Here is a 24,828-nt window from a genome sequence, read left to right as displayed (position 1 = left end):
CCTTTCTTTGATCTAAGCAACCAAAGAATCTCATTTCCGCGAATCATAGTCAAGAGTCTTGGCATCGAATTTTTCGGTGAGCGATTTTCTTTTGCCTTGTGAAAGGTGAAAGACATGGACAGCACATGTGTAACGACGCCCTTTGGGCGGCGAGCGATGTCGTTTGGCGTCCTCGCAACTCAGTTTGCCGCGCAGAAGACCAGAAAGGTCGAAGCCGTCGACAAATGGAAACTTTATCGTTCGGTCTGTGAAGCCCGGCCCTTGCTCGGTGTGACCGATCGCTCCCTTGCGGTTTTGAACGCGCTTTTGAGTTTTTATCCAAAGAATGAGCTTTCCAGCGAAGCCGGTCTGGTGGTGTTCCCATCAAACACGCAATTGTCTCTGCGCGCGCATGGCATGGCCGAACAGACATTGCGCCGGCATCTTTCGGCGCTTGTCGAGGCTGGTCTCATCATTCGCAAGGATAGCCCGAACGGAAAACGTTATGCCCGCAAACATAGGGGAGGCGAGATCAGCGAAGCCTATGGCTTTTCACTGGCTCCGCTTCTTGCCCGCAAAACTGAAATCGAGGAACTGGCCGAGCGTATCATCAGCGAAAGGCTCGATCTTCAGCGCCTTCGAGAGAGCATCAGCCTTTGCCGCCGCGATATCCAGAAACTTTGCGAAATGATTGCCGCACATGGTGACCTCAAAACCTTCGACGGGTTTCAGACCCGATACAATGCCATTGCAAACTCTCTTGGTCGTAATTCGAAGGCCGCGGAACTCAAGGAAATCGCCGGATTCCTAGCCTCTTTGCGTGCAGAAGTGACCAACTATCTGGAAAATATTGAAAAATCGGAAAAATCGGGCGGCAATGACTGCCAAAATGAGCGCCTCATAAAGAATTCAGAATCCGAATCCATATCTGAACGGCAGGATTTGCGTGAGGCGGTTACCGTTGCACCTGCCAGCACCGCCATCGCCCAACCAACATATGTGGCACCCATCAGTGCGAAACCTGTACCGCCATCACCAAAGGCTGTTCTTCATAAGCAATTTTTTGTTCCTGATATTGTTTTGGTTTTGAAGGCTTGCCCTGACATTTCGCTCTACGCACCGGGTGGAGCCATCACCGGCTGGCGTGATCTCGAAGTCGCGACCTCCGTGATCAAAACCATGTTCAACGTCAGCCAGTCCGCCTATCAGGAGGCGCTCACCACCTTCGGACGACAGGGAACAGCCGCCATCCTTGCCTGCCTGCTGCAGAAAGCGGACCAGATAAGCTCGCTCGGCGGATATCTGCGCAATCTGACGCGTAAGGCCCAGGAAGGTTGTTTCGATATGCAGACCATGCTTCTGGCGCAGCTGCGTGGGCGTCAAGACAAGATGGAGGTGGGCATGGCGGGTTAGCTTGCGGAAAAACCGGTCCGACGGTACATTAACGCTGCTTCGGCAATTACCGCAAGATTCGCTTAAGGCGGCTGATATCTAGCGTCAAGCGGGCTTCCTATGGTTAATGCAAAGTAATGAAAGTTAAGTGCCAATTAGCTTTCGTTTACATTTTTAAGTGATTGGTTTCAATCGCTTGAGTCTGCGTTGTTTTTCCAGCAATCGTGCCGTCAACGGCTGAAAAAAGCAGTGCGCGTCTTAAACAGACATCTGAAATTCGTATATGAAGCCGGTTGAAACGCGGATCCGGCGCCATCTGCAACATGATTTGATCGTCGGAAAACAGCCCTTCAATAGGAAGGCAATCTATTCATCGTCCCAGCGGGCTGGTTGAACCTTCTGCAAGGTTTCGCGTTTGCCTCGACTGTTTCGAAGGATCGCTGAGGTGATGATTTTTCCGGATGATGTCGAACTGGCTATTGCTCTCTACATGGCGGACCACGCTTTGCCACGGCATAGGGCGATTGAAAAACTCGTGAAAGCTGAGCTTGAAAAGACTGGCCATCTGCCAGGTGGTGAGGGTCGGCCACCGGAAATCATCGACGGCCGGCCGAGCGCTGACTATGTCCAATACAGATCCTATCTTGAGGGAGACGGCTGAGAGGCGGCGGAACCAAAGCAGCGGCAGGCTGTTTACGCGCAAATAAATGTGCCCGGATATTTGCCCATGCGTCTCAGATCATCTCTTCTCGTCCCTGCTTTCGCCCTTGCGACGGCTATGTCGGTAAAGGCCCAGCCAATTGAGGTCAGCACGCTCGAAGCGTCGAAAACTCAGAGCAGCCAGATCGTTGCCCCAGTAACTGCCCCGAACTACATCACCGATGTTTCGGGAAAGAAAATCCGTCTGGTGGGACCGCGTTTTTATCCCGACAGTGCGCGGGCGCTCGAATTTCCGGGACGAGGGGTGCAGCCCTTCTCACCAGCAAGCGAAGAAGCGTTGTCGCAACGATGAGGGGTGGTGTTGAGGAAATGGTTCTCACCGACCGGTATCAGATGGTTGGGGCGAAATGAACACGGGAAACAAGACTTCCAGAGGCAAACCGGAGGCCGACAGCTGGATAAGGCGAGAGGGGGAGGATGCCGAAAAGGCGAGCTTTCCCGAACTATTCTTCGATCTCGTTTTTGTCTTTGCGCTCATCCAGCTTTCCCACGCACTTGCCAAGGATTTTGGGCCGACAGCGGCGCTTGAGGCCGGCATCCTGATCCTGTCGCTGTGGTGGTTATGGATACACACTACCTGGATCACCAATCTCCTGAATACCGAGAAGGAGCCGGTCCGGCTGCTTTTGTTCGTGCTGATGTTCGGCGGGGTTCTGCTGGCCATTGCCTTGCCAAAGGCCTTTGCGGAACTGGGTCTCGTCTTTGCGCTGATCTACAGCGCCATGCAGGTGGGCAGGAGCCTTTTTGCGCTTTACGCCTTCAAGGGTGAAGATCGGCAGTCCTTTCTGGTATTGGTGCGGGTGACGATCTGGCTCACCCTATCAAGCCTGTTCTGGCTGGCTGGCGGTCTGGTCGATCTCGCCGACCGTATTCTGCTCTGGGGCATAGCCCTTGCCATCGAATATGCCGGGCCCGCCTGCCGTTACGTTGTGCCGGGCGTGCCCTCGAGCGATGAGGACAGGCTTCATGTTTCCGGCGAACATCTGGCGGAGCGCTGCGCGCTCTTTGTCATCATTTGCCTGGGGGAAACAATCCTCACCACGGGCCGCACGGCGACCGAATATATGAATTCGGCTTTGACCTTTCTCGTCTTCTGCTCGGCCTTCGTTAGCACCGTGGTGATGTGGTGGATCTATTTTCACCACGGGCAGGAAGAGGCTTCCCGAAAGGCCGAGAATGCCGAAGAGAAAACGAAGATCGCGCAGAATCTTTTCAACTATGGGCATCTGCCCATCGTCGCCGGCATCATCCTGACGGCAGTGGGAGAGGATTTCAGCCTTTCCCATGCCCGCGAGGGCGCAACCATGCGGGAGGCTATCGCTATTCTCGGCGGTCCGGTTCTGTTTCTGGCCGGCAATATTGGCGTCAAGATCGCCGCCGCCTATCAGCGACCCGTTTCACATTTCGCCGGCGTTGCGGCGCTGTGCCTGCTTTTGCCGGTGCCGGGCATTCCGCTCTTCGTGCTGCAACTGGCCAGCACGGGAATTCTGCTCGCCGTCGCCCTGTGGGAATATATGGCGCTGAAAAGAGCGGTGGCCAATGCCTGATCAGATCAGGCGTGGGCCAGATTGCGCGCCCTGTCATTCCAGAGCTGCAGGCTACGGGCATAAGCCTCCTCGAAGGACAGGGCCATATCGTTGACCAGCATCAGCGCGATGGCGGCCGTGGAAATGATGATGGTTTCCGCCCGCTCGTCCCTGGCCGCACCTGTCCAGACGGCGCGCCAATATTCGAAGGTGGTGAACATGGTCGGCATTTCGGCAGGCGGGGTTTCGCGGGCGGGAATGAGCCATTCGACATCCCTGCCTTTTGAAAGGCCGAAAATCCGGGTGGTGCGGAACGGTGTGAATTGCGCAAAATCCCGGGTATTGCCGAGAATGGCGAGGTTCTCCACCGAAAGCAGCCGCGCGGTATCGCGGTGGAGTTCCTGATAGGAGGGGCGGGCCACGCCGATCATGGTGCTTTTGGCGCGAAGCGGATTGAGAAGATGGACGACCGTGTTGAGCGGCAGGCGCATTTCCAGAATGCCATGCAAGCCAAGCAAGCTCTGGAATTGCGGAGATAAGCCGCCGATTGGCAGATAGGCGATGCGCTGCGAGGATGTGGCCTCCATCGCCTCGGAAAGAGAATGGCAAAGGGGAATGCCGCAGGCCCGTGCGGCGAGTTCCAGCTTGCCGCCATTGTCTCCCTCACCGACATGGCCGTGCAACAGGACACTATGGCCCGCCATCGAAACCAGACGGGCGGAATGCAGGAACCACGGCGCATCGCGATGTTTTGGCGACATATAGGCCGGCCAATCGAGATCGACGGATGCGGGGCGCTGCCGGTCTCTCTCGATATGCTGCCACATGGCTTCGATGAAACCCGCAAGTTCCGCCGCGGTCACGCCGCGATAATGCATGGTGGCGAGCAGCGCGCCGACCTGTATGGGGTCGGCTTCGCCCTCAAGAATGATCGACAGCGCATCCATCGCCTCCCCCTGGGCGAGCGGACGGCTGTTGCCGATGCCCATTGCCGAGGTTGCGATATATTTTGCGAGCCGGTGCCGCGGATCGGCATTGTGGCCGATGCGGGCGAGACGGTCGGCAATGTGTTCCGGTGTCGGCTGGCCTTCCAGAACAACGCTGGGACGAAGCGAAAGCGGTGGCGCTTTCATCAGCAGCGGTTGTTCCCAACCGCTTTTATCCGGGGCGGCTGGTCCTTCCGGTTTCTGCTGCGAATAATCCATCAGATTTTCGGCTTCCGCCGCCAGCGAGCGAATGCGCAGCCGCATGTTTTCAGCAAAGGGGGTGGGGCGCAGGCCTTGGCCGGTGCGCAGGAAAAGCTGGTCGCCATATTTTTCCCTGAGCTGCTGCAATATCCGGCTCATGGACGAGGTCGGCAGTCCCATGCCGGCCGCAGCCCGGCTGACGCTGCCTTCCCGCAACAACGCATCGAAAGCGACAAGTAATTTCAGCTGTCCAAGCCTGTCGGGCTTTGCCGTTGAGACTGGTTCTGCTTTTCTCTTGCCGGTTGTCATCTTGGGTTTTTTTACTCCGCCGAAGCATCCGGGGAGCCCTCTTTGCAATTTCTGGAATTTAGAACTGTTCGAAAACAAACGCGTTGCGCCCGCTCCCCCTCCTAAATAAGTGGTGCTTAATTCTCAAGTTAAATGCGGGGGCGTAACATGGAATTGAAGTACCGCGGCCAGAACAGGACTGCGACAATAATAAAGGCCGGCGTTTCGGCAGCAATGGCGGGAACGGCGTTGGGTTTTGCCGTGCCGGCTTTCGCGCAGCAGGCCTCCGAGGGAAACACGGTTCTTCAGCAGATCGTTGTCACCGCATCCGGCTTCGAGCAGAATGTGAAGGACGCACCTGCCAGCATCACGGTTGTTACGCGCGAGGATCTGGAAAAGGGGTCTTATCGCGATCTGACTGATGCCCTGCGGGAAGTGCAGGGTGTGTCCGTCACCGGCATCGCCAATGAAAAGGATGTTTTTATTCGTGGCCTGCCCGGCGCTTACACGCTGATCCTCGTTGACGGCAAAAGACAGAGCACGCGCGATGCACGCACCAATGGCAATTCCGGTTTCGAACAGAGTTTCGTGCCGCCGGTCTCGGCAATCGAACGCATCGAAGTGGTGCGCGGTCCAATGTCCTCGCTTTATGGTTCGGATGCCATGGGCGGCGTCATCAACATCATCACCCGCAAGGTCGGTGATGTCTGGTCCGGTTCCGTCACCACCGAGGGCACGGTCCAGCAGCATTCCAAGTTCGGCAACAGCGGTCAGGTCTCCTGGTATGCCAACGGGCCGATCCTGAAGGATCAGCTTGGTCTGCAGCTCTGGGGCAGGGGTTTTACGCGCGGCGAAGACCGTATTCTGAACGGCACCACGGGCGCCAAGGAATATGATTTCAACGGCCGCCTGACATTTACGCCGAATGAAGATCACGACATCTATCTAGAAGGCGGCAAGACCCGCCTGCGCCGCGACGCTGAACCCGGCGATACGCTGGCTGCGACGGATGCCAATGGCACCTACAACACCAATACCCGGGATCACTGGTCGCTTTCGCATACTGGCCGCTGGGGGCCGACGACGTCCGAATTCTCGTTCCAGCAGGAATGGGCCGAGCGTACAAATTTCACCAGAAACACCCGTACCGGCAGGGTAACCGAAAATCCGCGCTCACCGGAAATCCGTAACACCGTTCTCGACGGCAAGTTCACCACGCCGTTCGAACTATTCGGCAACCACACGCTGGTGACCGGCGGGCAATATTTCGAGGCGCGGCTGACCGACCAGAATCCGGGCCGCCGCACCGACCGCGACGAAACCTTCTCCGCAACGCAGTGGGCACTTTTCCTCGAAGATGAATGGCGCATCGTCGATAATTTTGCGCTGACGGGCGGCCTTCGTCTCGATAATCACGAGAAATACGGCAATCATTTCAGCCCGCGGCTTTATGGCGTTTGGAGCGCCACCGAAGAGCTGACCATCAAGGGTGGGGTTTCCACCGGTTTCCGTGCCCCGGAAATCCGCCAGATCGCGCCGGGTTACGCCTATACTACCGGTGGCGGCGGTTGCAGCTATGGCCCGAGCGGCACCTGCGGCGTGATCATTGGTGATCCCAATCTGGAAGCGGAAAAAAGCACGAGTTACGAAATAGCTGCCCTCTGGGACAATGGCGACATTGCCCTCGGCGCCACCTATTTCTACACCGATTTCAAGGACAAGATTTCCAATGCGCTGGTGCTCAATCCGGATGGAACGCCGGCCCGCTGGAGCGAGGACCGTAACTATCGTCTCTGGTACAACTACAACATCGACGATGCGATCATTCAGGGCGTGGAGCTGACTGCGACCTGGTATGCGACATCGGAACTGACGCTGCGGGGTAATTACACCTATACACATTCCGAACAGAAGACCGGCGATTATGAAGGTTTCCCGCTGGCGCGGACGCCCGAACATATGGCCAATCTGCGCGGCGACTGGGTAACCCCGATCGATGGGCTGGAAGCCTGGGTTTCACTGAATTACCACGGATCGGAAATTAATGCCGGCCCGCGTATCGGCGCCAACGGCACGCCGGTGACGATCAACGGCCAGTCCGGCCGTAAATACGATGCCTACACCACGCTGGATATCGGCGCGAAATATGCGGTTGCCGAGAATGTCGACCTCAATGCCGCCGTCTATAATGTCTTCGACAAGGACGTCGGCACCGATGATTTCAACACGGTCATGGAAGGCCGTCGTTTCTGGATCAGCATGACGGCAAAATTCTGACTGAGCCTTAGTGACTGAGCCTTAGTGACTGGGCCCCTTAGTAGCGGAATTTCAGGGGCGCCCGCCGGGCGCCTCTTTTTTTGCCCAATCGCCTATTGACCTCAACTATAGTTGAGGAATTATACCGGCTGCTCTTCGACGCTTTTCCGCATTTTCCGAGCGGAAATCATTCCGGAAGCAGGAGCCAGAATGGAAAATACCATCTTCAAACACAGCCTGTCGGTGGGGGATGTTGCGCGCCGCAGCGGTATTGCCGTTTCCACCATCCATTTTTACGAGGCGAAGGGGCTTATCGAAGGCTGGCGCACCGCCGGCAACCAGCGTCGTTATCATCGCGCCGTCCTGCGGCGCATCGCCATCATCCGCATCGCGCAACGCGCCGGCATCCAGCTCAGCATCATCAGGGAGGCGATGGCTGATCTGCCGCAGGACCGCGTGGCGACGACGACGGACTGGCGCAGGTTCTCCCAGTCCTGGCGGGAAATGCTCCAGACGCGTATCAACAATCTGGTCATGCTAAGGGATCAGTTGACCGGCTGCATCGGTTGCGGTTGCCTGTCGCTGGATGATTGTCCGCTGCGTAATCCGAATGATGTTCTGGCCGATGACGGCGCTGGCCCGCGCCGCCTCGTCTCCGCTGAATAAGCGGCTGAGCCGCCCCTTATTCGGAATCGGCGGGAACCCAGACGCTGACGCTGCCGCCATTTGTCGGGAAGGTGCCTTTGCCGCTCTCATCGAGGGTGATGTGTTCCTCCCGGTGACCGAGAAAATCGCGCCAGACCGATCCCGCACGCTCGGGGCCGAGGTCAGCCTGTTTTTCACCCGGTTCGCCATTCGACATCACCACCACGCAGCCCGGCGCATCGGCAGTGCCGTGGCGGATAAAGGCGATGCAGCTCGCATCGTCAAAAATATCCGTCTGGGGACCGTTGGCAAAGCGGCTGCGGGCCTCGATGAGCTTTGGCAGGCATTCGATGGCGGGTATATCGATCTTATACTCGTTGCCGTCATTGCCGGTGTCGGTGTAGCTCGTGCCGAACAGATCGGGATAAAAGACGCAGGGAACGCCCTCTTCGCGCAGCAGAATGATCGCGTAGGCAAGAGGTTTGAACCATGGTTCGACCGGCGCTTCCAGCGATTGCAGCGGCTGCGTGTCATGATTGTCGACCAGCGTGACGGCATGATCCGGAACGGCCGATACAAGCGAGCCGTCGAAGATGCTGCGCATGTCGAAATCGCCGCCCTGTTTTGAGGCGTCATGGAAACTGTGGTGGAGCGCGACGTCAAAGAGCATCAGCTGCTTGTCGACCAGCTCGAGATAACTTTTCAGCGCCTCCAGATCGGGGTGCCAATATTCCGCCACGACGAAAAGATCGGGATCGACGGTCTCACGCATATGGCCCACCCAATCGCGGAAGAACCATGCCGGAATATGTTTGGCAGCATCCAGGCGGAAGCCGTCCACCTGCACCTGCTCGGAGAGCCAGCGGCCCCAATATTTGAGTTCCTCGTAAACCGCCCGGTTTCTGAACTCGACATCGGCACCCATCAGATAGTCGAAATTGCCGTTCTCCTGATCGACTTCCTCATTCCATTCACCATCGCCATATTCATTGACGAGGCGGAATATGCCGTCTTCGGTCGGCTCTTCGATGTGGTCGACGCCGCTGAAGCATTTGAGGTCCCAGATGAATTTGGAATGTTTGCCGTTGCGGCCGGGAAAGGTGAAGCGCGTATAGGCGAGCGCCGGGAAATCCTCATCGTCGATATCGGTACGATCGTCTGGATTGACGCGGCGAACCCGCACCTTTTCCTTCTCATCGGCACCCATCTTGTGATTGAGAACCACGTCGTGGATGACACGGATGCCATTGTCTTTCAGCGTCTTGCCCGCATGTTCGAGCGCCGCGCGATCACCATATTTGGTGGCGACGGTGCCCTTCTGGTCAAATTCGCCGAGATCAAAAAGGTCGTAAGTGTCGTATCCCACCGAATAACCGCCGGCGGCGCCCTTGTAGGCCGGCGGCAGCCAGACGTCGGTGATGCCCATTTTGGCAAGGCTTTCGGCCTTTTCGGCCACCTCGCTCCACAATTTCCCTCCGTCCGGATAATACCAATGGAAGAATTGAAGCAAGGTGCGTCCGGCCATATTTCCCTCACGATGGTTAGCAGGTCGCGCCATAAACGGACCGGCGGCGAAAGGGTTCCGCCGCCGGTGCCGCGCGATCTGCGATTGTGAGGCCAGCGCGCCGGATGTATATTAGCCGGCTATATCGATAAGGGTTGCTCCCGCCTGCAGATAATCGCCTTCCTTGACGATCAAGCGGACCTTTCCGGCCCTGGTGGCGACAATCTGCGTCTCCATCTTCATGGCTTCCATGACGGCCAGAAGATCACCTTCGGAAACCGTTTCACCGTCCTTCACCTTGAAAGATTGCAGGGTGCCGGAAACGGGGGCGGTCATTTCGCCTTCCTTTTTCTCGACCGCAGCACTGGGAGCGGATGCATTGCCACCGCTGACAGTGCCGAGGCTGGAGAGCAGAATGCTGGGCAGGCCAACCGAAACACGCTTGCCGTCTATCTCGAGATAGGTGCGGGTGATAGAAGGGTCGTCGGCCGGTGCCGGTCGCTCCATCGCATCGGGCATGGCGGCGAAATCGGTTTCGATCCAGCGGGTGTGAACCTTGAACCCGTCAGTACCGATGAAATCCTCCGTCTCGATCGCGGCGCGGTGGAACGGCAGAACGGTAGCGATGCCCTCGATGCGGAATTCCCTCAGCGCACGGCGGGCACGGCGCAGAACCTGATCGCGGTCAACCCCGGTGACGATGAGCTTTGCCATCAGCGAATCGAACACGCCGGGAATGCTTGAGCCGCTGATGACGCCGCTATCCATGCGAATGCCCGGACCGGAAGGCGCATCGAAAACCGAGATCAAGCCTGGTGTCGGCAGAAAGCCGCGGCCCGGATCTTCGGCATTGATACGGAACTCCATCGAATGGCCACGCGGTTCCGGCGTTTCAAGCACACGAAGCTTATGGCCTTCGGCAATACGAAACTGCTCGATGACGAGATCAATGCCGGTGGTTTCCTCGGTAACGGGATGTTCCACCTGCAGGCGGGTATTGACCTCAAGGAAGGAAATCGTGCCATCGACACCGAGCAGGAATTCGACGGTGCCGGCGCCGGAATAACCGGCTGCAGCGCAGATCGCCTTGGCGGCATCATGGATCTTCTGCCGTTGTTCATCCGACAGGAAGGGGGCGGGTGCTTCTTCGATCAGCTTCTGGTTCCGGCGTTGCAGCGAGCAATCGCGGGTGCCGAGCACCAGCACATTGCCGTGCTTGTCAGCAATAACCTGCGCCTCGATATGACGCGGCCGATCGAGGAAACGTTCCAGAAAACACTCGCCGCGGCCGAAGGCGACGGTCGCCTCGCGCACGGCGGATTCATAGAGCTCTGCGATCTCTTCCATCTTCCACGCGACTTTCAGGCCGCGTCCACCGCCGCCATGGGCCGCCTTGATGGCGACGGGCAGGCCGTGCTGTTCGGCAAAGGCGGTGACTTCGGCGGCGGAAGAAACGGGGCCATCGCTGCCGGCAACCAGCGGTGCGCCAACACCGGTGGCGATGCGCCGCGCCATGACCTTGTCGCCCAATGCCTCGATGACATCAGGGTCGGGACCGATCCAGATCAGTCCGGCATCGATGACAGCCTGGGCAAATTCGGCGCGTTCGGACAGGAAACCATAACCGGGATGCACGGCATCAGCACCGGCGCGTTTGGCAATCGCGATCAGCTTGCTGATATCGAGATAGGTCTCGGCGGGACGCACGCCCTCCAGCGCATAGGCTTCATCCGCCAGCCGGACGAAAAGCGCGTCCTGATCGGGGTCGGCATAAACGGCGACCGATTGCAGGCCGTAATCGCGACAGGCCCGGATGATGCGCACCGCGATCTCGCCGCGATTGGCAATCAGCACTTTTTTCATCGATCTTCTCCTCCGAATTCTGTGTTTTTGGCCGCGATTTCGGCAAAGGGGCCGATCGGGCGGAATTTGATTTTAGCGTTGACCGGGATTTGCCCGGCAAGATCGAGATGATATTCCGCTACCGCGCCGATGACGGGATAACCGCCGGTCAGCGGGTGATCGGCAAGGAAAAGAACCGGCTGACCGCTATGGGGAATCTGGATCGCGCCCGTTGCCGTGCCTTCGCTCGGCAACTCGGCGCTGTCCTTGCGTTCCACTGGCACGTCACCGGCAAGGCGGATGCCAACGCGGTTCGATTGCGGGGTGACCTGCCAGAGCTGGCCGGTCAGCGTCTCGATACCCTTTTGCGTAAACCAGTCAGCTCGGGGGCCGAGGACGACGTCCAGTGTCACGACCTCGCCGGTTGCCGGCGGCTCAAAAGCCGGAATCTCGCTGATCGAAACGCTGGAAAGACCGGCCTTTTCGCTCTTAAGCGGCAGAACGGCACCGGCACCCACGGGATCGGGGCCGACGACAGCCAGCGTATCCGTCGCAAAACTGCCGAGCACCGGCTCGATATCGAAGCCGCCACGGACGGCAAGATAACAGCGCATGCCCTTCGGCGGCTGGCCGAAAGTGACGACATCACCAGCCTCAAGGGAGACCGGTCCATCAGTCTTTGCGACGAAGCTGCGATCCGCCGTCTTGATCGTGACGGGGCAGGGGGCGCCGGTTATGCCGATGACGGCGCGGCTTGTGCTTTTAAAAGAGAAGCCGCCGAGCGTCAGTTCAAGGCACGGCGTGTTGGCCGGATTGCCGACGATGCGGTTTGCGCCGTTGAACGCGCCGCGATCCAGCGCGCCGGAGGCGGAAACGCCTTGTCCGGTCTGGCCGAAACGGCCGAGATCCTGAAAGATGGCGGGCATCGGTGCGGCAAGCACCTCGAAATGCGGGCCGTCCTTTTTCGGTTCTTTTTTCGCCGGTGCCGGTGCCGGGATATCGACCGTTCTGCCGGCCTTGTCCATGTCGAAGAAACGCACCCGGTAGCCCGGCTGGAACAACGCGCCGGGATCGCGGTCAATATCCCACATCTTCACCGGCGTGGTGCCGATGATCTGCCAGCCGCCGGGGCTGTTTTGCGGATAGACACCGCTGAAGGCGCCGGCCAGCGCCACGGAGCCGGCTGGAATGCGGGTGCGCGGGCTTTGCCGGCGCGGCACATGCAATGCCGGATCGCCGCCGACCAGATAACCGAAACCGGGGGCGAAGCCGCAGAAGGCCACGGTAAATTCGCTTTCGGTATGGCGACGGATGACCTCTTCGACGCTCATGCCAGTTAATTCGGCGACGTCTGCAAGATCCTCGCCATCATAATGGACGGGGATCTCCACAAGGTTGTCCGAAGGCGCGATCTTTGCCGAGAGATCGCGGCTTGCCAGCCGCGCGGCCAGTGCTTGGACATTGATCTTCTCAGGGCGGAATCGGATCATCAGGGTACGGGCAGCCGGCACCGTTTCTTCGATGCCCTCGACGGGATCACTCTGAAGCGAGGCGAACAGCGCCAGCGTTTCATCGAGATCGGCGAGTTCGACAAGAATGGTGGTGAGGCTGACGGGAAGAAAACGCATTATATCCTCACGCGTGATAGGCGGTGTCGGGGATATCGGTGATGAACATGTGGCCCGGCGCATGGGTAATGGCAAAGGGTACGCCGGATGCCATTACGGCGGCCTGTGGAGTGACGCCGCAGGCCCAGAACACCGGCACCTCGCCCGGCTCGATCCGGACCGCATCACCAAAATCAGGCTTGGATAGATCGGAAATGCCGATCTGTTCCGGTGCGCCGACATGCACGGGGGCGCCATGCACTGCCGGAAAACGCCCGGAAATCGTGGCAGCATCGGCCACGCGCGATGCCGGGATAGGCCGCATGGAAACGACCATGTTGCCCTTCAACCGTCCGGCCGGGCGGCAAGGCCGGTTGGTCAGATACATCGGCACATTGCTCTTGTCGGTCATGTGGCGGATTTCGATGCCCGCCTCCACCATCGGCGTCTCGAAGGTGAAGCTGCAACCGATGAGGAAGGCGACGAGATCATCACGCTCCGCCCATGCAGACGTCGCATCCGCAGTTTCCTCGGCAAGCTTGCCATCCCGCCAGATGCGGTAAAGCGGCAGATCAGTTCTGAGATCGGCTCCGGGCGCCAGAAGCGTGGTGGGCGAGCCGGGATCGGAGACATCAAGCACCGGGCAGGGTTTTGGATTACGCTGCGCATAAAGCAGGAAATCGAAGGCCCAGTCACGCGGCAGCACGATCATGTTCGCCTGCGTGAAGCCGGGTGCAATGCCTGACGTGGGGGCGACAAGGCCATCGCGATATGTCGCACGGGCCTTTCGTGCGGCCTCGGCATCGGTGTGGTTGAGATAGGATGTTGGTATCGTCATCGGCTACCCTTTCAGCGATCGGATGCGAAGGAGCGGATTGCGATACCGTCAGCTTCGAAACGGCGGCGGATTTCCTGGGCGATGGCGACCGCACCGGGGCTGTCGCCATGCACGCAGATGGATTGCGCCTCGATTTTTATGATGCTGCCATCGATAGCCTCCAGCGTGCCTTCGCGGGCAAGCTGCACCATGCGCTCGGCGATTTTTGCTGCATCATGCAGCACGGCACCGGCTTCGCGGCGGGAGACGAGCTGGCCTTCAGGCGTATAGGCGCGGTCGGCAAAGGCTTCGGCAACGACGGCAAGACCTGCCTTGCGGGCAAGATCGAGGATGGGCGCGTTGGCGAGGCCCATCAGCACCAGTGACGGATCGATGGCCTTGATGCCGTCGATGACGGCCTGCCCCTGTTTCGCGTCATTGGCGATGCGATTGTAAAGTGCGCCATGTGGCTTCACGTAACGCACCGTGGTGCCGGCAGCGGCGGCAACGCCTTTCAGCGCGCCGATCTGGTAAATGACATCGGCGATCAGTTCTTCCGAGGTCGCGTCCAGATCGCGGCGACCGAAGCCGACGCGGTCCGGATAGGAAACATGGGCGCCGACGACCACGCCTTTTTCGGCAGCGGCCTTGACGGTGCGGTAGATGCCGGCCGGGTCGCCTGCGTGAAATCCGCAGGCGATGTTGGCGCTGGAGACGATGGCAAGCATTGCCTCGTCATCCCCCATGCGCCACGCGCCGTAACTTTCGCCAAGATCACTGTTGAGATCGATAGCGGCCATGTTTGCCTCCCTTTAGAGCATTTCCAGCAAAAGTGCGTAGCGGTTCTGCGTCCGGAAAATGCGTAATAACAAATATGTAGAGCGTTTCCGCTTTTCTGCGAAATGCGGAAACGCTCTAGTTTATTACAGGCCGAGCAGGCCGAAGATGGTACCGGCGGACTTGTAGCCCATGTACCATGTCAGTGCGCAGGTCAGAACGCCAAGCCCGAGCAGAATGCGCGAGTAGCGATGGCCCCCCATCAGGTCTTCGCGTTTCCACGCGGCAAACAGGAAAATGCTGAGGCCGATGGGCAGGATAAGACCGTTCAGACCGCCGACGAAGACCAGCATGGCCGCGGGCGGGGTGGTGATCAACAGGTAGCAGACGAGCGAGACTGCGATGAAAACGACGGTCGCCATATTGCGGGCGCGCTCGCTCATGTCCTGCTTGAAGACGGGCAGGAACGAGACGGAGGTATAGGCCGCGCCGATGACGCTGGTGATGGCCGCAGCCCAGAAGATGATGCCGAAGAGGCGGAAGCCGAGATCGCCCGCGGCCGACCGGAAAGCCTGTGCGGCGGGATTGGCGGCCTGGCCCGATGTATCGATGACGACGCCGCTGGCGACGACACCGAGAATGGCGAGGAACAGCACATAGCGCATGATGCCGGTGACGGCGATGCCGGTCAGCGCGGCGCGGTTGACGGCGGGCAGGTTTTCAATGCCGACCATTCCACGGTCCAGCAGGCGGTGCGCACCGGAATAGGTGATGTAGCCGCCAACGGTGCCGCCGACGATGGTGGTGATGGTCGCGAAATTGATCGTATCCGGCAGGAAGGTCTGGCGGAAGGCATCACCCACCGGCGGTGCCGAAACGAATGCCACATAGAGCGTCAGCACGATCATCAGGATGCCGGCGAAGATAATGAACCGGTCGACTGCCAGCCCTGCGCGCTTGGAAACGAAGATGGCGATGGAGAATATCGCGCTGATGGCGCCGCCTATTTTCGGGTCCAGCCCGAAAATGGCGTTCAGGCCAAGCCCGGTGCCGCCGATATTGCCGATGTTGAAGAACAGGCCGCCGATGATGACGAGAATGGCCAGGAAATAACCGGCGCCGGGAATGGCGGCATTGGCGATATCGGATGCGCGCATCCGCGTCAGCGTTACAATGCGCCAGATATTCAGCTGCACGACGAAGTCGATGAGGATGGAGGCGAGAATGCCGAAGGCAAAGGCTGCGCCAAGCTGGGTGGTGAATGTCGCCGTCTGAGTTATGAAGCCGGGACCGATGGCGGATGTCGCCATCAGGAAGATCGCTCCCAGAAGAGATGCGCGTTTTGACATTTTGAGATCGGCAGTCGGGGTGAGCTTTTTCTGCTCCATGGATTTTCTCCGCTCCACTCGCTATCCGCCCCTCGCGGATGCTTTATGCGAAGAAGTTTGTCCTGTTCCGTGAAATTGTCAATATTGTTCAACAATAAATAATAATCGTTCTCTTATTTTGTTCATTTGTTGGACGTTATGCGCATGAATTCATCACGTTTTTTTCGTGCTTTGCTAATGCTTTGTGCTATGGGCAGAACATGCCGTGTCCGAACATGCCTGTCACGGAATTCCCGATGCTGCATTGCTCTTCAGAAAGGAGCGCCATGACGGAAACGATAGAGGGTCTGCCGCTTGCGGATCGATTGGCCAAGGGTATTCGCACCTTGCTGATATCAGGTGAGCTGGCGCCGGGGCAGCGCCTTTCCGAGGCAGCCTTCAGCGAACGTTTCGACGTTTCCCGCAACTCCCTGCGCGAAGCCTTCCGGCTTCTGACCAAGGATGGGTTGCTGCGCCACGAAGCCAATCGCGGCGTGTTCGTCGCCGTGCCCACCATGTCTTCAGTCATCGATATCTATCGCGTGCGGCGCATGGTGGAATGTGGTGCGCTGCGTCAGGCCTGGCACAAGCACCCCGCCATCAAGGCGATGCGCGCAGCCGTCGAGGATGCCAAGATCAGGCGTGAAGAGGCCGACTGGCTGGGCGTGGGCAGCGCCAACATGAAATTTCATGCAGCGGTTGTCGATCTTCAGGACAGCGCCAGGATCAGCGATTTTTACGAACGTATCGCCGCGGAACTCAGGCTTTGTTTCGGCCTCCTAAAAGACCCCGAACAGCTTCATTCCCCTTTTGTCGACATGAACAGCAAGATCCTGTCGTTGATGGAGGAGGGCAAGGCGCAGGAAGCGGGCAACGAGATGGAACTCTATCTCAATCTTTCCGAGCGCACCGTCCTGAAGGCGCTTGAACGCGCCGTCGAACACACATCCTGACATGACGGTCGGCAGGCGGGAAAACACCCCTTGCCGCTCCGCGCCATTTTTGCCGGGTCAGGCAATTGCCAAGTTTGCTGCGCTGCGTCATCAATGCTGACATGACGCTTCGCGACCTCACCATTCTTGTCATAGACGAAAACGCAATCCGCGCCTCCATCATCGAGGAAGGGCTGCGCGAGGCCGGCTACCAGCGCGTCACCGTCATCCATGAAGTGAACGGGGTGGCGCGCACTATCGAGACGCTGCAGCCCGACGTTATCTTCATCGACCTTGAAAATCCCAACCGTGACATGATGGAGCATCTGTTCCAGCTCACCCGTACGGTGGGACGACCCATCGCCATGTTTGTCGATCGTTCCGATACGGCCTCCATCGAGGCGGCCGTCGAGGCAGGCGTTTCCGCCTATGTTGTCGACGGGCTGAAGAAAGAGCGGGTGAAACCCATTCTCGATATGGCGGTCAGCCGCTTCAACGCCTTCAGCCGCCTGCAGCGGGAACTTGCCGATGCCAAATCGGCGCTGGAGGAGCGCAAGGTCATCGAGCGGGCCAAGGGCATTCTGATGAAGATGCGCGGTCTTTCCGAAGAGGAGGCCTTTGCGCTTCTGCGGCAGACGGCGATGAACGAGAAAAAGAAGATTTCCGAGATCGCGCAAAGCGTGGTCACCGCGGCGGGTCTGTTGATGTAACGACACCGCCGGCCGGACAGTGTGGAGTGTAAGATATGGCGGCACCGGAAAAAACCGCAGGATCGAAGGGCGAAGCAACGCAAATGCGCGACGCACCCGCACTGGTGGGCAGCGACCGGCAGAAGATTCTGCGTGCGGGCTTTATTCCGCTTGTCGATGCATCCGTGCTGATTGCCGCTGCCGAATTTGGTTTTGCCGACCGCGAAGGGCTGATACTCGACCTCGTCAAGGACGTCTCCTGGGCGAATGTGCGTGACCGGCTGGCCTTCCGGCAATTCGATATCGCCCATATGCTGTCGCCGATGCCGGTTGCCTCCATGCTCGGACTGGGTTCCAATCCGTCACCGACGATCACACCCTTTTCGCTCGGGCGCGGCGGCAATGCGATTACGCTTTCGACCCGGCTTTTTGCGCGGATGAAGGCATTGACAGGGCTTTCGGAGACGGCGGGTGCACTCGAAAATGCCAGGGCCCTGAAGCTTGTGCTTGACGATATGCGCGCGCGCGGCGAAGCGCCGCCGACGCTCGGCATGACCTATCCGTTTTCCTCGCACAACTACGAATTTCGCTATTGGCTCGCCGCCGGCGGTATTCATCCCGATCATGACGTCAAGCTGGTAGTGGTGCCGCCGCCCATGACCTCGGATGCGCTGGCCGCCGGCGCCATCGATGGTTTCTGCGTCGGCGCGCCGTGGAACATCGTCGCTGCCGAGCGTGGTGTCGGCCGGATCGTCGCCGCCAAGCAGGATTTATGGCCCTCTGCCCCCGAAAAAGTCATCGGTATGCGGCCCGAATGGGCGGAAAGCCAGCAGGAAACGGTAGGGCGCCTGCTGACGGCACTCGATGCCGCCGCAAGCTGGTGTGATCTCGCGGATAATCACGACGCGCTGAGTGGCGCACTGGCGGATCCACGTTATATCGGCGCGCCGCAGAGCATCATCCGCCGCGTGCTTGCGGGAGAATTCAGCATCGACAGCCAGGGCAACCGCCGGGTCATCGAAAAATATTTCACCTTCCATGGCGACCACGCCAATTATCCGCGTCAGAGCCAGTCCTTGTGGATTTACAGCCAGATGATCCGCTGGGGGCAGGCGGAATTGTCTGAGACCGGCGTGAACGCCGCTCTCTCTGCCTATCGGCCGGATATTTATCGGGCGGCCTTAGGCGACGGGAAAGCGCCTGGTGATGCCGATATCCGCATCGAGGGGCAGGACGAGGGAGACCGTTTCGTGGATGGCTTCGTGTTCGACCCTGCCGATATCGCCGGTTATGTGAACAGCTTTGCCGTGCGCACATCTGTACCCGTTTCCGCTCCTTCGGGTGAGGCATGATTGGCCTTGCGCCTTTCAGACTGCGCAAAATTCAAGCGCGAATTTTTCCGCTCTGCACAAAAGAAAGACGAAGAAACGGCTGATTAAAATTTAATCGAGCACTTTATTTTTGTGAATTATTTTTTATTTTCAATAGTTTATATTTATTTTTATTAACTGGCACGCCTCTTGCGTCCTATTTTTTGCACCGGTCAACGGCGATCGGGGCAAGCAGGGCGCGGCATAGGCGCTTTCAGAGACATAGACGTCGCAAGGTTTTGCTGCCCGGAACAACTCCTGTTCCGAAGGCGCAAACACCGAGCGGCGTTTTTTTTATTTTCAGGTTTTTTCGCAAGCGAAGACGTCATCCAAAGCGGTGGCTCAATAAGGGGAACATGCGAATGAAGAAGATATTTTCCGGCACCGTCAGCCGCCGCACGATACTGAAGACGACAGCTACCGCAGCTCTCGTCACCGCCGTTCGCACCGCGTTTCCGTCAGGCGCTTTCGCGGCCACCGCAGAACCGGAAGTGAAGGGTGCAAAACTCGGTTTCATCGCGCTCACCGACGCCGCGCCGCTCATCATTGCGGCCGAGAAGGGACTTTTCGCCAAGCATGGCATGCCTGAGGTCGAGGTTCTGAAACAGGCCTCCTGGGGGGCGACGCGCGACAATCTCGTGCTCGGCGGCGCCTCGAACGGCATCGATGGCGCGCATATCCTGACGCCGATGCCCTATCTCATGCATACCGGCAAGGTGACGCAGAACAACGTGCCGGTGCCGATGACGATCCTCGCACGCCTTAATCTCGACAGCCAGGGCATTTCCGTCGCCAAGGAATATGCAGAGACCGGCGTCCAGCTCGATGCCTCCAAGCTGAAGGCGGCTTTCGAGAAAAAGAAGGCCGACGGCAAGGAAATCAAGGCCGCCATGACCTTCCCCGGCGGCACGCATGATCTCTGGATCCGCTATTGGCTGGCTGCTGGTGGCATCGATCCGGACAAGGACGTCTCCACCATCGTCGTTCCGCCGCCGCAAATGGTCGCAAACATGAAGGTCGGCAACATGGACGTCTTCTGTGTAGGCGAGCCGTGGAACGAGCAGCTCGTTAATCAGGGCATCGGCTTTACTGCCTGTACCACCGGGGAACTCTGGAAAGGGCATCCGGAAAAGGCGCTCGGCATGCGCGCCGACTGGGTGGAAAAGAACCCCAACGCCACCAAGGCTTTGCTGATGGCCGTGATGGAGGCGCAGCAATGGTGCGACGAGATGGCGAACAAGGAGGAGATGTCCACCATCCTCGGCAAACGCCAGTGGTTCAACGTGCCGCCGAAGGATGTTCTCGGCCGCCTCAAGGGCAATATTAATTACGGCAACGGCCGGGTGCTGGAAAATACTGGCCTGCAGATGAAGTTCTGGCAGGACCATGCCTCCTATCCGTTCCACAGCCATGACAGCTGGTTCATCACCGAAAACATCCGCTGGGGCAAATTCGCGCCGGATACGGACGTAAAGGCGCTGGTTGCGAAGGTGAACCGCGAGGATATCTGGCGCGCAGCGGCGAAGGATCTCGGCGTTGCCGATCTTCCCGCATCGACCTCGCGCGGCAAGGAAACCTTCTTCGACGGCAAGGTCTTCGATCCCGAAAACCCGTCCGCCTATCTCGAAAGCCTTTCCATCAAAGCGGCCTCCTGAGGAGGAGACCGGGTATCGCCCTTCATCCGCCAGTGCCCGCCTTTCGGCGGCCGAGACTGAAGACCGGTTGAGGGGCGGACCCAGACCGCAACCGAAATCAAGAGGAAATGCCCATGTCCGCATTGGCCCGAAAATTCAACGAAGAGCCGCAGCAGCCGGCGGTGCAGAAGGCAAACGTCGTAGCACTTTCGCCCAAACATCTGCCGCGGATCGATCTGCGCAAATGGGGTGCTGCGGCGGCCCGCAACACCATACCGCCGCTTGTCGTCCTTGCCGTCCTGCTCGGCGTCTGGCAGCTGCTCTGTTCCGCCCCCGGCTCATCGCTGCCGCCGCCGAGCCAGGTTTTTGAGGAAAGCTACGATCTTATCGTATCGCCGTTTTTCCATAATGGTTCGCAGGATATCGGCCTTGGCCTGCGTGTGCTGGTCTCGCTCGAACGGGTGGCTTACGGTTTCGGTCTTGCCGCTATCGCGGGTATCATCCTTGGTGCTGTGATCGGCCAATCGGTCTGGGCGATGCGCGGTCTCGACCCGATCTTTCAGGTGCTGCGCACGGTGCCGCCGCTGGCTTGGCTGCCGCTGTCGCTGGCCGCGTTTCAGGACAGCAATCCGTCGGCCATTTTCGTGATCTTCATCACCTCCATCTGGCCGGTCATCATCAACACGGCGGTCGGCGTGCGCAACATCCCGCAGGATTATCGCAATGTCGCGAAGGTGCTGCGGCTGAACCAGCTCGAATTCTTCTTCAAGATCATGCTGCCATCGGCAGCGCCCTATATCTTCACCGGCCTGCGTATCGGCATCGGCCTCTCCTGGCTCGCCATTGTGGCCGCGGAAATGCTGACTGGCGGCGTCGGGATCGGCTTCTTCATCTGGGATGCGTGGAATTCCTCGCGCCTGCCCGACATCATCGTAGCGCTCGCTTACATCGGCGTTGTCGGCTTCATGCTCGACAAGCTGGTAGCGGCGCTCGGCAAGGTCATCACCCGCGGCGCTGCGGCCAACTAAAAGGGCGACCATCATGAACGCTTATCTGAAGCTCGATCATATCGACAAATATTTCGACAAGGGCGGTTCGCGCGCCGAGGTGCTGAAAGGCATCAACCTGACCATCGAGAAAGGCGAATTCGTCTCCGTCATCGGCCATTCCGGCTGTGGCAAGTCCACCATGCTCAACCTCATCGCCGGGCTGACGAAGGTTTCGGCCGGTGCCGTTCTGCTCGAAAACCGTGAGGTTAACGAGCCGGGTCCGGAGCGCGCCGTCGTGTTCCAGAACCACAGTCTGCTGCCGTGGCTTTCGGTTTACGAAAACGTCAATCTTGCCGTCGCCAAAGTCTTCCGCAACACCAAGACGCGGACTGAGCGGCACGACTGGGTCATGCGCAATCTCGACCTCGTGCAGATGGCCCACGCCAAGGACAAGAAACCGTCCGAAATTTCCGGCGGCATGAAGCAGCGTGTCGGCATTGCCCGCGCGCTCGCCATGGAACCGAAGATTTTGCTGCTGGACGAGCCTTTCGGGGCGCTGGACGCCCTGACCCGCGCCCATCTTCAGGATGCGGTGATGGAAATCCACGCCCGGCTCGGCAACACCATGGTCATGATCACCCATGATGTGGACGAAGCGGTGCTGCTCTCCGACCGTATCGTGATGATGACCAACGGTCCGGCCGCCCATATCGGCGAAGTGCTGGACGTGCCGCTGGCCCGCCCGCGCAACCGCATCGAGCTTGCATCCGACAAGATCTACCTCAAATGCCGCGAGGCTGTGCTGAAGTTCCTTTACGAACGTCACCGCTTCGTCGAAGCCGCGGAGTAATCACCATGACGCAAAAACTCGTCATCATCGGCAATGGCATGGCGCCGGGGCGCATGCTGGAAAACCTGTTCGAAACCGCACCCGGCCTCTACGATGTCACCATCTTCAACGCCGAGCCGCGCGTCAATTACGACCGCATCATGCTCTCGCCGGTGCTCTCAGGCGAAAAGAGCTATGAAGACATCGTCATCCATAATGACGAATGGTATGCCGCTAACAATGTGACGCTGCACAAGGGCGCAAAAGTCACCCGCATCGACCGGGCCAACAAGATCGTCACCAGCGAAAACGGCATCACGGCTTCCTACGACAGACTGGTGATCGCCACCGGCTCTCTTCCCTTCATCATCCCCGTTCCCGGCCATCAACTGCCGGGCGTGCTCGCCTATCGCGATCTCGACGATGTGACGAAGATGCTGGAGATCGCCAAAGGCAAGGGCCGCGCCATCGTTATCGGTGCCGGGCTTCTCGGGCTGGAAGCCGCCTATGGCCTGAAACGGCAGGGCATGGATGTCACCGTCATCCATCTGATGCCGACAATCATGGAGCGCCAGCTCGATCCGGCGGCCGCCTATCTTCTGGAAAAGGCGCTGAACGAGCGCGGCATCGACATCATCACCAAGGCCAATACCAAGTGCATTCTTGGTGAGGAGAAGGTAGAGGGCATCGAGCTGGAGGACGGCCGGATCATCAAGGGTGATATGGTGGTGATGGCGGTCGGCATTCGCCCCGCCTCCGGCCTCGCAAAGGAGGCAGGCATCGCCGTCAATCGCGGTATCGTCGTGGATGATGGCATGATGACCTCGGACGCCTCGATCTACGCTCTCGGCGAATGCGCTGAACATCGCGGCATGTGCTACGGGCTGGTTGCGCCGCTTTATGAATCGGCGCGGGTGCTGGCCGACCGGCTTTGCGGCGGTTCTGCCGAATATCACGGCTCCGTCACCAACACGAAACTGAAGGTCACCGGCATCAATCTGTTTTCCGCCGGTGATTTCGCGGAGGGCGACGACCGCGAGGAAATCGTGCTGCGCGACGCCACCGCTGGCGTCTACAAGCGCCTGATCCTCAAGGAAAACCGCATCATCGGCGCGGTTCTTTACGGCGAGACGGCTGATGGCTCGTGGTTCTTCGACCTGATGAAGAAATCGACCGACATTTCCGCCATGCGCGAAACCCTTATCTTCGGCCAGGCCTATCAGGGAGGGTCCCCATTGGACCCTATGGCGGCCGTTGCAGCCTTGCCGGATGATGCGGAAATCTGCGGCTGCAACGGCGTTTGCAAGGGTAAGATCACCTCGGCCATCACCTCCAAGGGGCTGACCTCGCTGGATGATGTGCGCGCCCACACCAAGGCGTCCGCCTCCTGCGGCAATTGCACCGGCCTTGTCGAGCAGTTGATGACGCTGACGCTAGGCGATACCTACAACCCCGCCGCCGTGCAGCCCATGTGCAAATGCACCGATCTCGGCCACGACGATGTGCGTCGTCTCATCAAGGCCAAGGGCTTAAAGACCATTCCCGCCGTGATGCAGGAACTGGAATGGAAAACCTCCTGCGGCTGCGCCAAGTGCCGTCCGGCACTCAATTATTACCTCGTCTGCGATTTCCCGGACGAATATGCCGACGACTACCAGTCGCGTTACATCAATGAGCGCGTTCACGCCAATATCCAGAAGGACGGCACCTATTCGGTCGTTCCGCGCATGTGGGGCGGCGTCACGAACGCCGACGAGCTTCGCGCCATCGCCGATGTCGTCGACAAGTTCGAGATTCCCCTGGTGAAAGTCACCGGCGGCCAGCGCATCGACCTCCTCGGCATCGAGAAGGAAGACCTGCCAGCCGTCTGGGCTGATCTCGGCAAGGCCGGCTTCATCTCCGGTCAGGCTTATGCCAAGGGCTTGCGTACAGTGAAAACCTGCGTCGGTGAGCAATGGTGCCGGTTCGGCACGCAGGATTCCACCGGGCTTGGCATCCGCATCGAAAAATTCATGTGGGGCTCGTGGACGCCGGCCAAGCTGAAGCTTGCCGTTTCCGGCTGTCCGCGCAATTGCGCCGAGGCCACCTGCAAGGATATCGGCGTCATCTGCGTCGATTCCGGCTTTGAGATCCATTTCGCCGGTGCCGCCGGTCTCGATATCAAGGGCACGGAAGTTCTGGGGCTCGTCCACACCGAGGATGAGGCGCTGGAGCATATCGTCGCGTTGACCCAGATGTACCGTGAGCAGGCGCGGTATCTTGAGCGCATCTACAAATGGGCCAAGCGCATCGGCTACGACGAGGTCCGTCGTCAGATCATGGACGATGCCGATAAGCGCAAAGCCTATTTCGACCGCTTCGTCTTCAGCCAGAAATTCGCGCAGGTCGATCCCTGGTCGGAACGGGTGTCCGGCCACGACAAGCACGAGTTCAGGCCCATGGCGGCCATCGGTTTCAGCGAGGCAGCGGAGTGAGAAC

At 59.0% G+C, this 24,828-nt stretch carries 20 protein-coding genes; 13 read left to right on the top strand and 7 right to left on the bottom strand.

Going from position 1 to position 24,828, the window contains the following annotated elements; all coding sequences use genetic code 11:
- Window positions 1-114 precede the first annotated feature (114 nt).
- The 4 genes from repC to ATU_RS18260 all read left to right on the top strand — a co-directional run bounded on the left by repC (window position 115) and on the right by ATU_RS18260 (window position 3,638).
- Window positions 115-1,392, top strand: a complete 1,278-nt coding sequence (gene repC / locus ATU_RS18275; protein WP_010973432.1) for a plasmid replication protein RepC — start codon at window positions 115-117, stop codon at window positions 1,390-1,392.
- 427 nt (window positions 1,393-1,819) lie between these two features.
- Window positions 1,820-2,032, top strand: coding sequence for a hypothetical protein (locus tag ATU_RS18270; protein WP_035256880.1), 213 nt, complete (start codon window positions 1,820-1,822; stop codon window positions 2,030-2,032).
- A gap of 66 nt (window positions 2,033-2,098) precedes the next feature.
- Window positions 2,099-2,383: a hypothetical protein gene (locus tag ATU_RS18265; protein ID WP_010973429.1), complete on the top strand. Its 285-nt coding sequence runs from the start codon at window positions 2,099-2,101 to the stop codon at window positions 2,381-2,383.
- Window positions 2,384-2,438: 55 nt separating this feature from the next.
- On the top strand, window positions 2,439-3,638 hold the full coding sequence (locus ATU_RS18260) for a low temperature requirement protein A (protein WP_010973428.1): 1,200 nt from the start codon (window positions 2,439-2,441) through the stop codon (window positions 3,636-3,638).
- A 5-nt stretch (window positions 3,639-3,643) separates the two neighbouring features.
- Here ATU_RS18260 and ATU_RS18255 read toward each other — a convergent pair whose 3' ends face one another.
- Window positions 3,644-5,113 carry a glycosyl transferase family protein gene (locus ATU_RS18255; protein WP_010973427.1) on the bottom strand — a complete coding sequence of 490 codons (1,470 nt, stop codon included), beginning with the start codon at window positions 5,111-5,113 and terminating at the stop codon, window positions 3,644-3,646.
- 147 nt (window positions 5,114-5,260) lie between these two features.
- Between ATU_RS18255 and ATU_RS18250 the strand changes: the two genes are divergently transcribed.
- Both ATU_RS18250 and soxR read left to right on the top strand, forming a co-directional pair.
- Window positions 5,261-7,369 (top strand): TonB-dependent receptor plug domain-containing protein, encoded by a 2,109-nt coding sequence (locus ATU_RS18250; protein WP_010973426.1) that lies wholly within the window; start codon window positions 5,261-5,263, stop codon window positions 7,367-7,369.
- A 189-nt stretch (window positions 7,370-7,558) separates the two neighbouring features.
- Window positions 7,559-8,014, top strand: coding sequence for a redox-sensitive transcriptional activator SoxR (gene soxR, locus ATU_RS18245; protein WP_010973425.1), 456 nt, complete (start codon window positions 7,559-7,561; stop codon window positions 8,012-8,014).
- A gap of 16 nt (window positions 8,015-8,030) precedes the next feature.
- Here soxR and amyA read toward each other — a convergent pair whose 3' ends face one another.
- The 6 genes from amyA to ATU_RS18215 form a co-directional block, all read right to left on the bottom strand.
- Window positions 8,031-9,518: an alpha-amylase gene (gene amyA, locus ATU_RS18240; RefSeq protein WP_010973424.1), complete on the bottom strand. Its 1,488-nt coding sequence runs from the start codon at window positions 9,516-9,518 to the stop codon at window positions 8,031-8,033.
- Window positions 9,519-9,629: 111 nt separating this feature from the next.
- Window positions 9,630-11,360 carry an acetyl/propionyl/methylcrotonyl-CoA carboxylase subunit alpha gene (locus ATU_RS18235; protein ID WP_010973423.1) on the bottom strand — a complete coding sequence of 577 codons (1,731 nt, stop codon included), beginning with the start codon at window positions 11,358-11,360 and terminating at the stop codon, window positions 9,630-9,632.
- Window positions 11,357-12,967 carry a 5-oxoprolinase subunit B/C family protein gene (locus ATU_RS18230; protein ID WP_010973422.1) on the bottom strand — a complete coding sequence of 537 codons (1,611 nt, stop codon included), beginning with the start codon at window positions 12,965-12,967 and terminating at the stop codon, window positions 11,357-11,359. Before ATU_RS18230 ends, ATU_RS18235 begins: the two co-directional genes overlap by 4 nt.
- 7 nt (window positions 12,968-12,974) lie before the next feature.
- Window positions 12,975-13,784, bottom strand: coding sequence for a putative hydro-lyase (locus ATU_RS18225; protein WP_010973421.1), 810 nt, complete (start codon window positions 13,782-13,784; stop codon window positions 12,975-12,977).
- Window positions 13,785-13,795: 11 nt separating this feature from the next.
- Window positions 13,796-14,563: a LamB/YcsF family protein gene (locus tag ATU_RS18220; RefSeq protein WP_010973420.1), complete on the bottom strand. Its 768-nt coding sequence runs from the start codon at window positions 14,561-14,563 to the stop codon at window positions 13,796-13,798.
- Between the two features lie 123 nt (window positions 14,564-14,686).
- Entirely contained in the window at window positions 14,687-15,928 is a 1,242-nt protein-coding gene (locus tag ATU_RS18215) for an NRAMP family divalent metal transporter (RefSeq protein ID WP_006315508.1), read from the bottom strand.
- 266 nt (window positions 15,929-16,194) lie between these two features.
- On the opposite strand from ATU_RS18215, the gene ATU_RS18210 reads away from it, so the two are divergent.
- The 7 genes from ATU_RS18210 (at window position 16,195) to nirB (ending at window position 24,824) form a co-directional block, all read left to right on the top strand.
- The gene (locus ATU_RS18210; RefSeq protein ID WP_010973419.1) at window positions 16,195-16,860 is read left to right on the top strand and encodes a GntR family transcriptional regulator; all 666 of its coding nucleotides are present in this window, start codon (window positions 16,195-16,197) and stop codon (window positions 16,858-16,860) included.
- Between the two features lie 101 nt (window positions 16,861-16,961).
- Window positions 16,962-17,549, top strand: a complete 588-nt coding sequence (locus ATU_RS18205; protein ID WP_006699921.1) for an ANTAR domain-containing response regulator — start codon at window positions 16,962-16,964, stop codon at window positions 17,547-17,549.
- Between the two features lie 35 nt (window positions 17,550-17,584).
- On the top strand, window positions 17,585-18,880 hold the full coding sequence (locus tag ATU_RS18200) for a CmpA/NrtA family ABC transporter substrate-binding protein (RefSeq protein WP_010973418.1): 1,296 nt from the start codon (window positions 17,585-17,587) through the stop codon (window positions 18,878-18,880).
- Between the two features lie 380 nt (window positions 18,881-19,260).
- Entirely contained in the window at window positions 19,261-20,553 is a 1,293-nt protein-coding gene (locus tag ATU_RS18195) for a CmpA/NrtA family ABC transporter substrate-binding protein (RefSeq protein WP_010973417.1), read from the top strand.
- A gap of 113 nt (window positions 20,554-20,666) precedes the next feature.
- Window positions 20,667-21,560, top strand: coding sequence for a nitrate ABC transporter permease (ntrB, locus tag ATU_RS18190; protein WP_010973416.1), 894 nt, complete (start codon window positions 20,667-20,669; stop codon window positions 21,558-21,560).
- A gap of 13 nt (window positions 21,561-21,573) precedes the next feature.
- A complete protein-coding gene (locus tag ATU_RS18185; RefSeq protein WP_010973415.1) occupies window positions 21,574-22,371 on the top strand; it encodes an ABC transporter ATP-binding protein in 798 nt (265 codons plus the stop codon).
- Window positions 22,372-22,376: 5 nt separating this feature from the next.
- Window positions 22,377-24,824, top strand: a complete 2,448-nt coding sequence (gene nirB / locus ATU_RS18180) for a nitrite reductase large subunit NirB (protein WP_010973414.1) — start codon at window positions 22,377-22,379, stop codon at window positions 24,822-24,824.
- The last annotated feature ends 4 nt before the right edge of the window (window positions 24,825-24,828 follow it).

Source organism: Agrobacterium fabrum str. C58 (genome assembly GCF_000092025.1).
Taxonomy (GTDB): Bacteria; Pseudomonadota; Alphaproteobacteria; order Rhizobiales; family Rhizobiaceae; genus Agrobacterium; species Agrobacterium fabrum.
This window is presented reverse-complemented; position numbering and strand designations above follow the sequence as displayed.

Excerpts from the sequence above, each read along its gene's own strand:
- repC (WP_010973432.1), top strand. The coding sequence starts at position 115 with ATGGACAGCACATGTGTAACGACGCCCTTTGGGCGGCGAGCGATGTCG.
- ATU_RS18270 (WP_035256880.1), top strand. The coding sequence starts at position 1,820 with ATGATTTTTCCGGATGATGTCGAACTGGCTATTGCTCTCTACATGGCG.
- ATU_RS18265 (WP_010973429.1), top strand. The coding sequence starts at position 2,099 with ATGCGTCTCAGATCATCTCTTCTCGTCCCTGCTTTCGCCCTTGCGACG.
- ATU_RS18260 (WP_010973428.1), top strand. The coding sequence starts at position 2,439 with ATGAACACGGGAAACAAGACTTCCAGAGGCAAACCGGAGGCCGACAGC.
- ATU_RS18255 (WP_010973427.1), bottom strand. The coding sequence starts at position 5,113 with ATGACAACCGGCAAGAGAAAAGCAGAACCAGTCTCAACGGCAAAGCCC.
- ATU_RS18250 (WP_010973426.1), top strand. The coding sequence starts at position 5,261 with ATGGAATTGAAGTACCGCGGCCAGAACAGGACTGCGACAATAATAAAG.
- soxR (WP_010973425.1), top strand. The coding sequence starts at position 7,559 with ATGGAAAATACCATCTTCAAACACAGCCTGTCGGTGGGGGATGTTGCG.
- amyA (WP_010973424.1), bottom strand. The coding sequence starts at position 9,518 with ATGGCCGGACGCACCTTGCTTCAATTCTTCCATTGGTATTATCCGGAC.
- ATU_RS18235 (WP_010973423.1), bottom strand. The coding sequence starts at position 11,360 with ATGAAAAAAGTGCTGATTGCCAATCGCGGCGAGATCGCGGTGCGCATC.
- ATU_RS18230 (WP_010973422.1), bottom strand. The coding sequence starts at position 12,967 with ATGCGTTTTCTTCCCGTCAGCCTCACCACCATTCTTGTCGAACTCGCC.
- ATU_RS18225 (WP_010973421.1), bottom strand. The coding sequence starts at position 13,784 with ATGACGATACCAACATCCTATCTCAACCACACCGATGCCGAGGCCGCA.
- ATU_RS18220 (WP_010973420.1), bottom strand. The coding sequence starts at position 14,563 with ATGGCCGCTATCGATCTCAACAGTGATCTTGGCGAAAGTTACGGCGCG.
- ATU_RS18215 (WP_006315508.1), bottom strand. The coding sequence starts at position 15,928 with ATGGAGCAGAAAAAGCTCACCCCGACTGCCGATCTCAAAATGTCAAAA.
- ATU_RS18210 (WP_010973419.1), top strand. The coding sequence starts at position 16,195 with ATGACGGAAACGATAGAGGGTCTGCCGCTTGCGGATCGATTGGCCAAG.
- ATU_RS18205 (WP_006699921.1), top strand. The coding sequence starts at position 16,962 with ATGACGCTTCGCGACCTCACCATTCTTGTCATAGACGAAAACGCAATC.
- ATU_RS18200 (WP_010973418.1), top strand. The coding sequence starts at position 17,585 with ATGGCGGCACCGGAAAAAACCGCAGGATCGAAGGGCGAAGCAACGCAA.
- ATU_RS18195 (WP_010973417.1), top strand. The coding sequence starts at position 19,261 with ATGAAGAAGATATTTTCCGGCACCGTCAGCCGCCGCACGATACTGAAG.
- ntrB (WP_010973416.1), top strand. The coding sequence starts at position 20,667 with ATGTCCGCATTGGCCCGAAAATTCAACGAAGAGCCGCAGCAGCCGGCG.
- ATU_RS18185 (WP_010973415.1), top strand. The coding sequence starts at position 21,574 with ATGAACGCTTATCTGAAGCTCGATCATATCGACAAATATTTCGACAAG.
- nirB (WP_010973414.1), top strand. The coding sequence starts at position 22,377 with ATGACGCAAAAACTCGTCATCATCGGCAATGGCATGGCGCCGGGGCGC.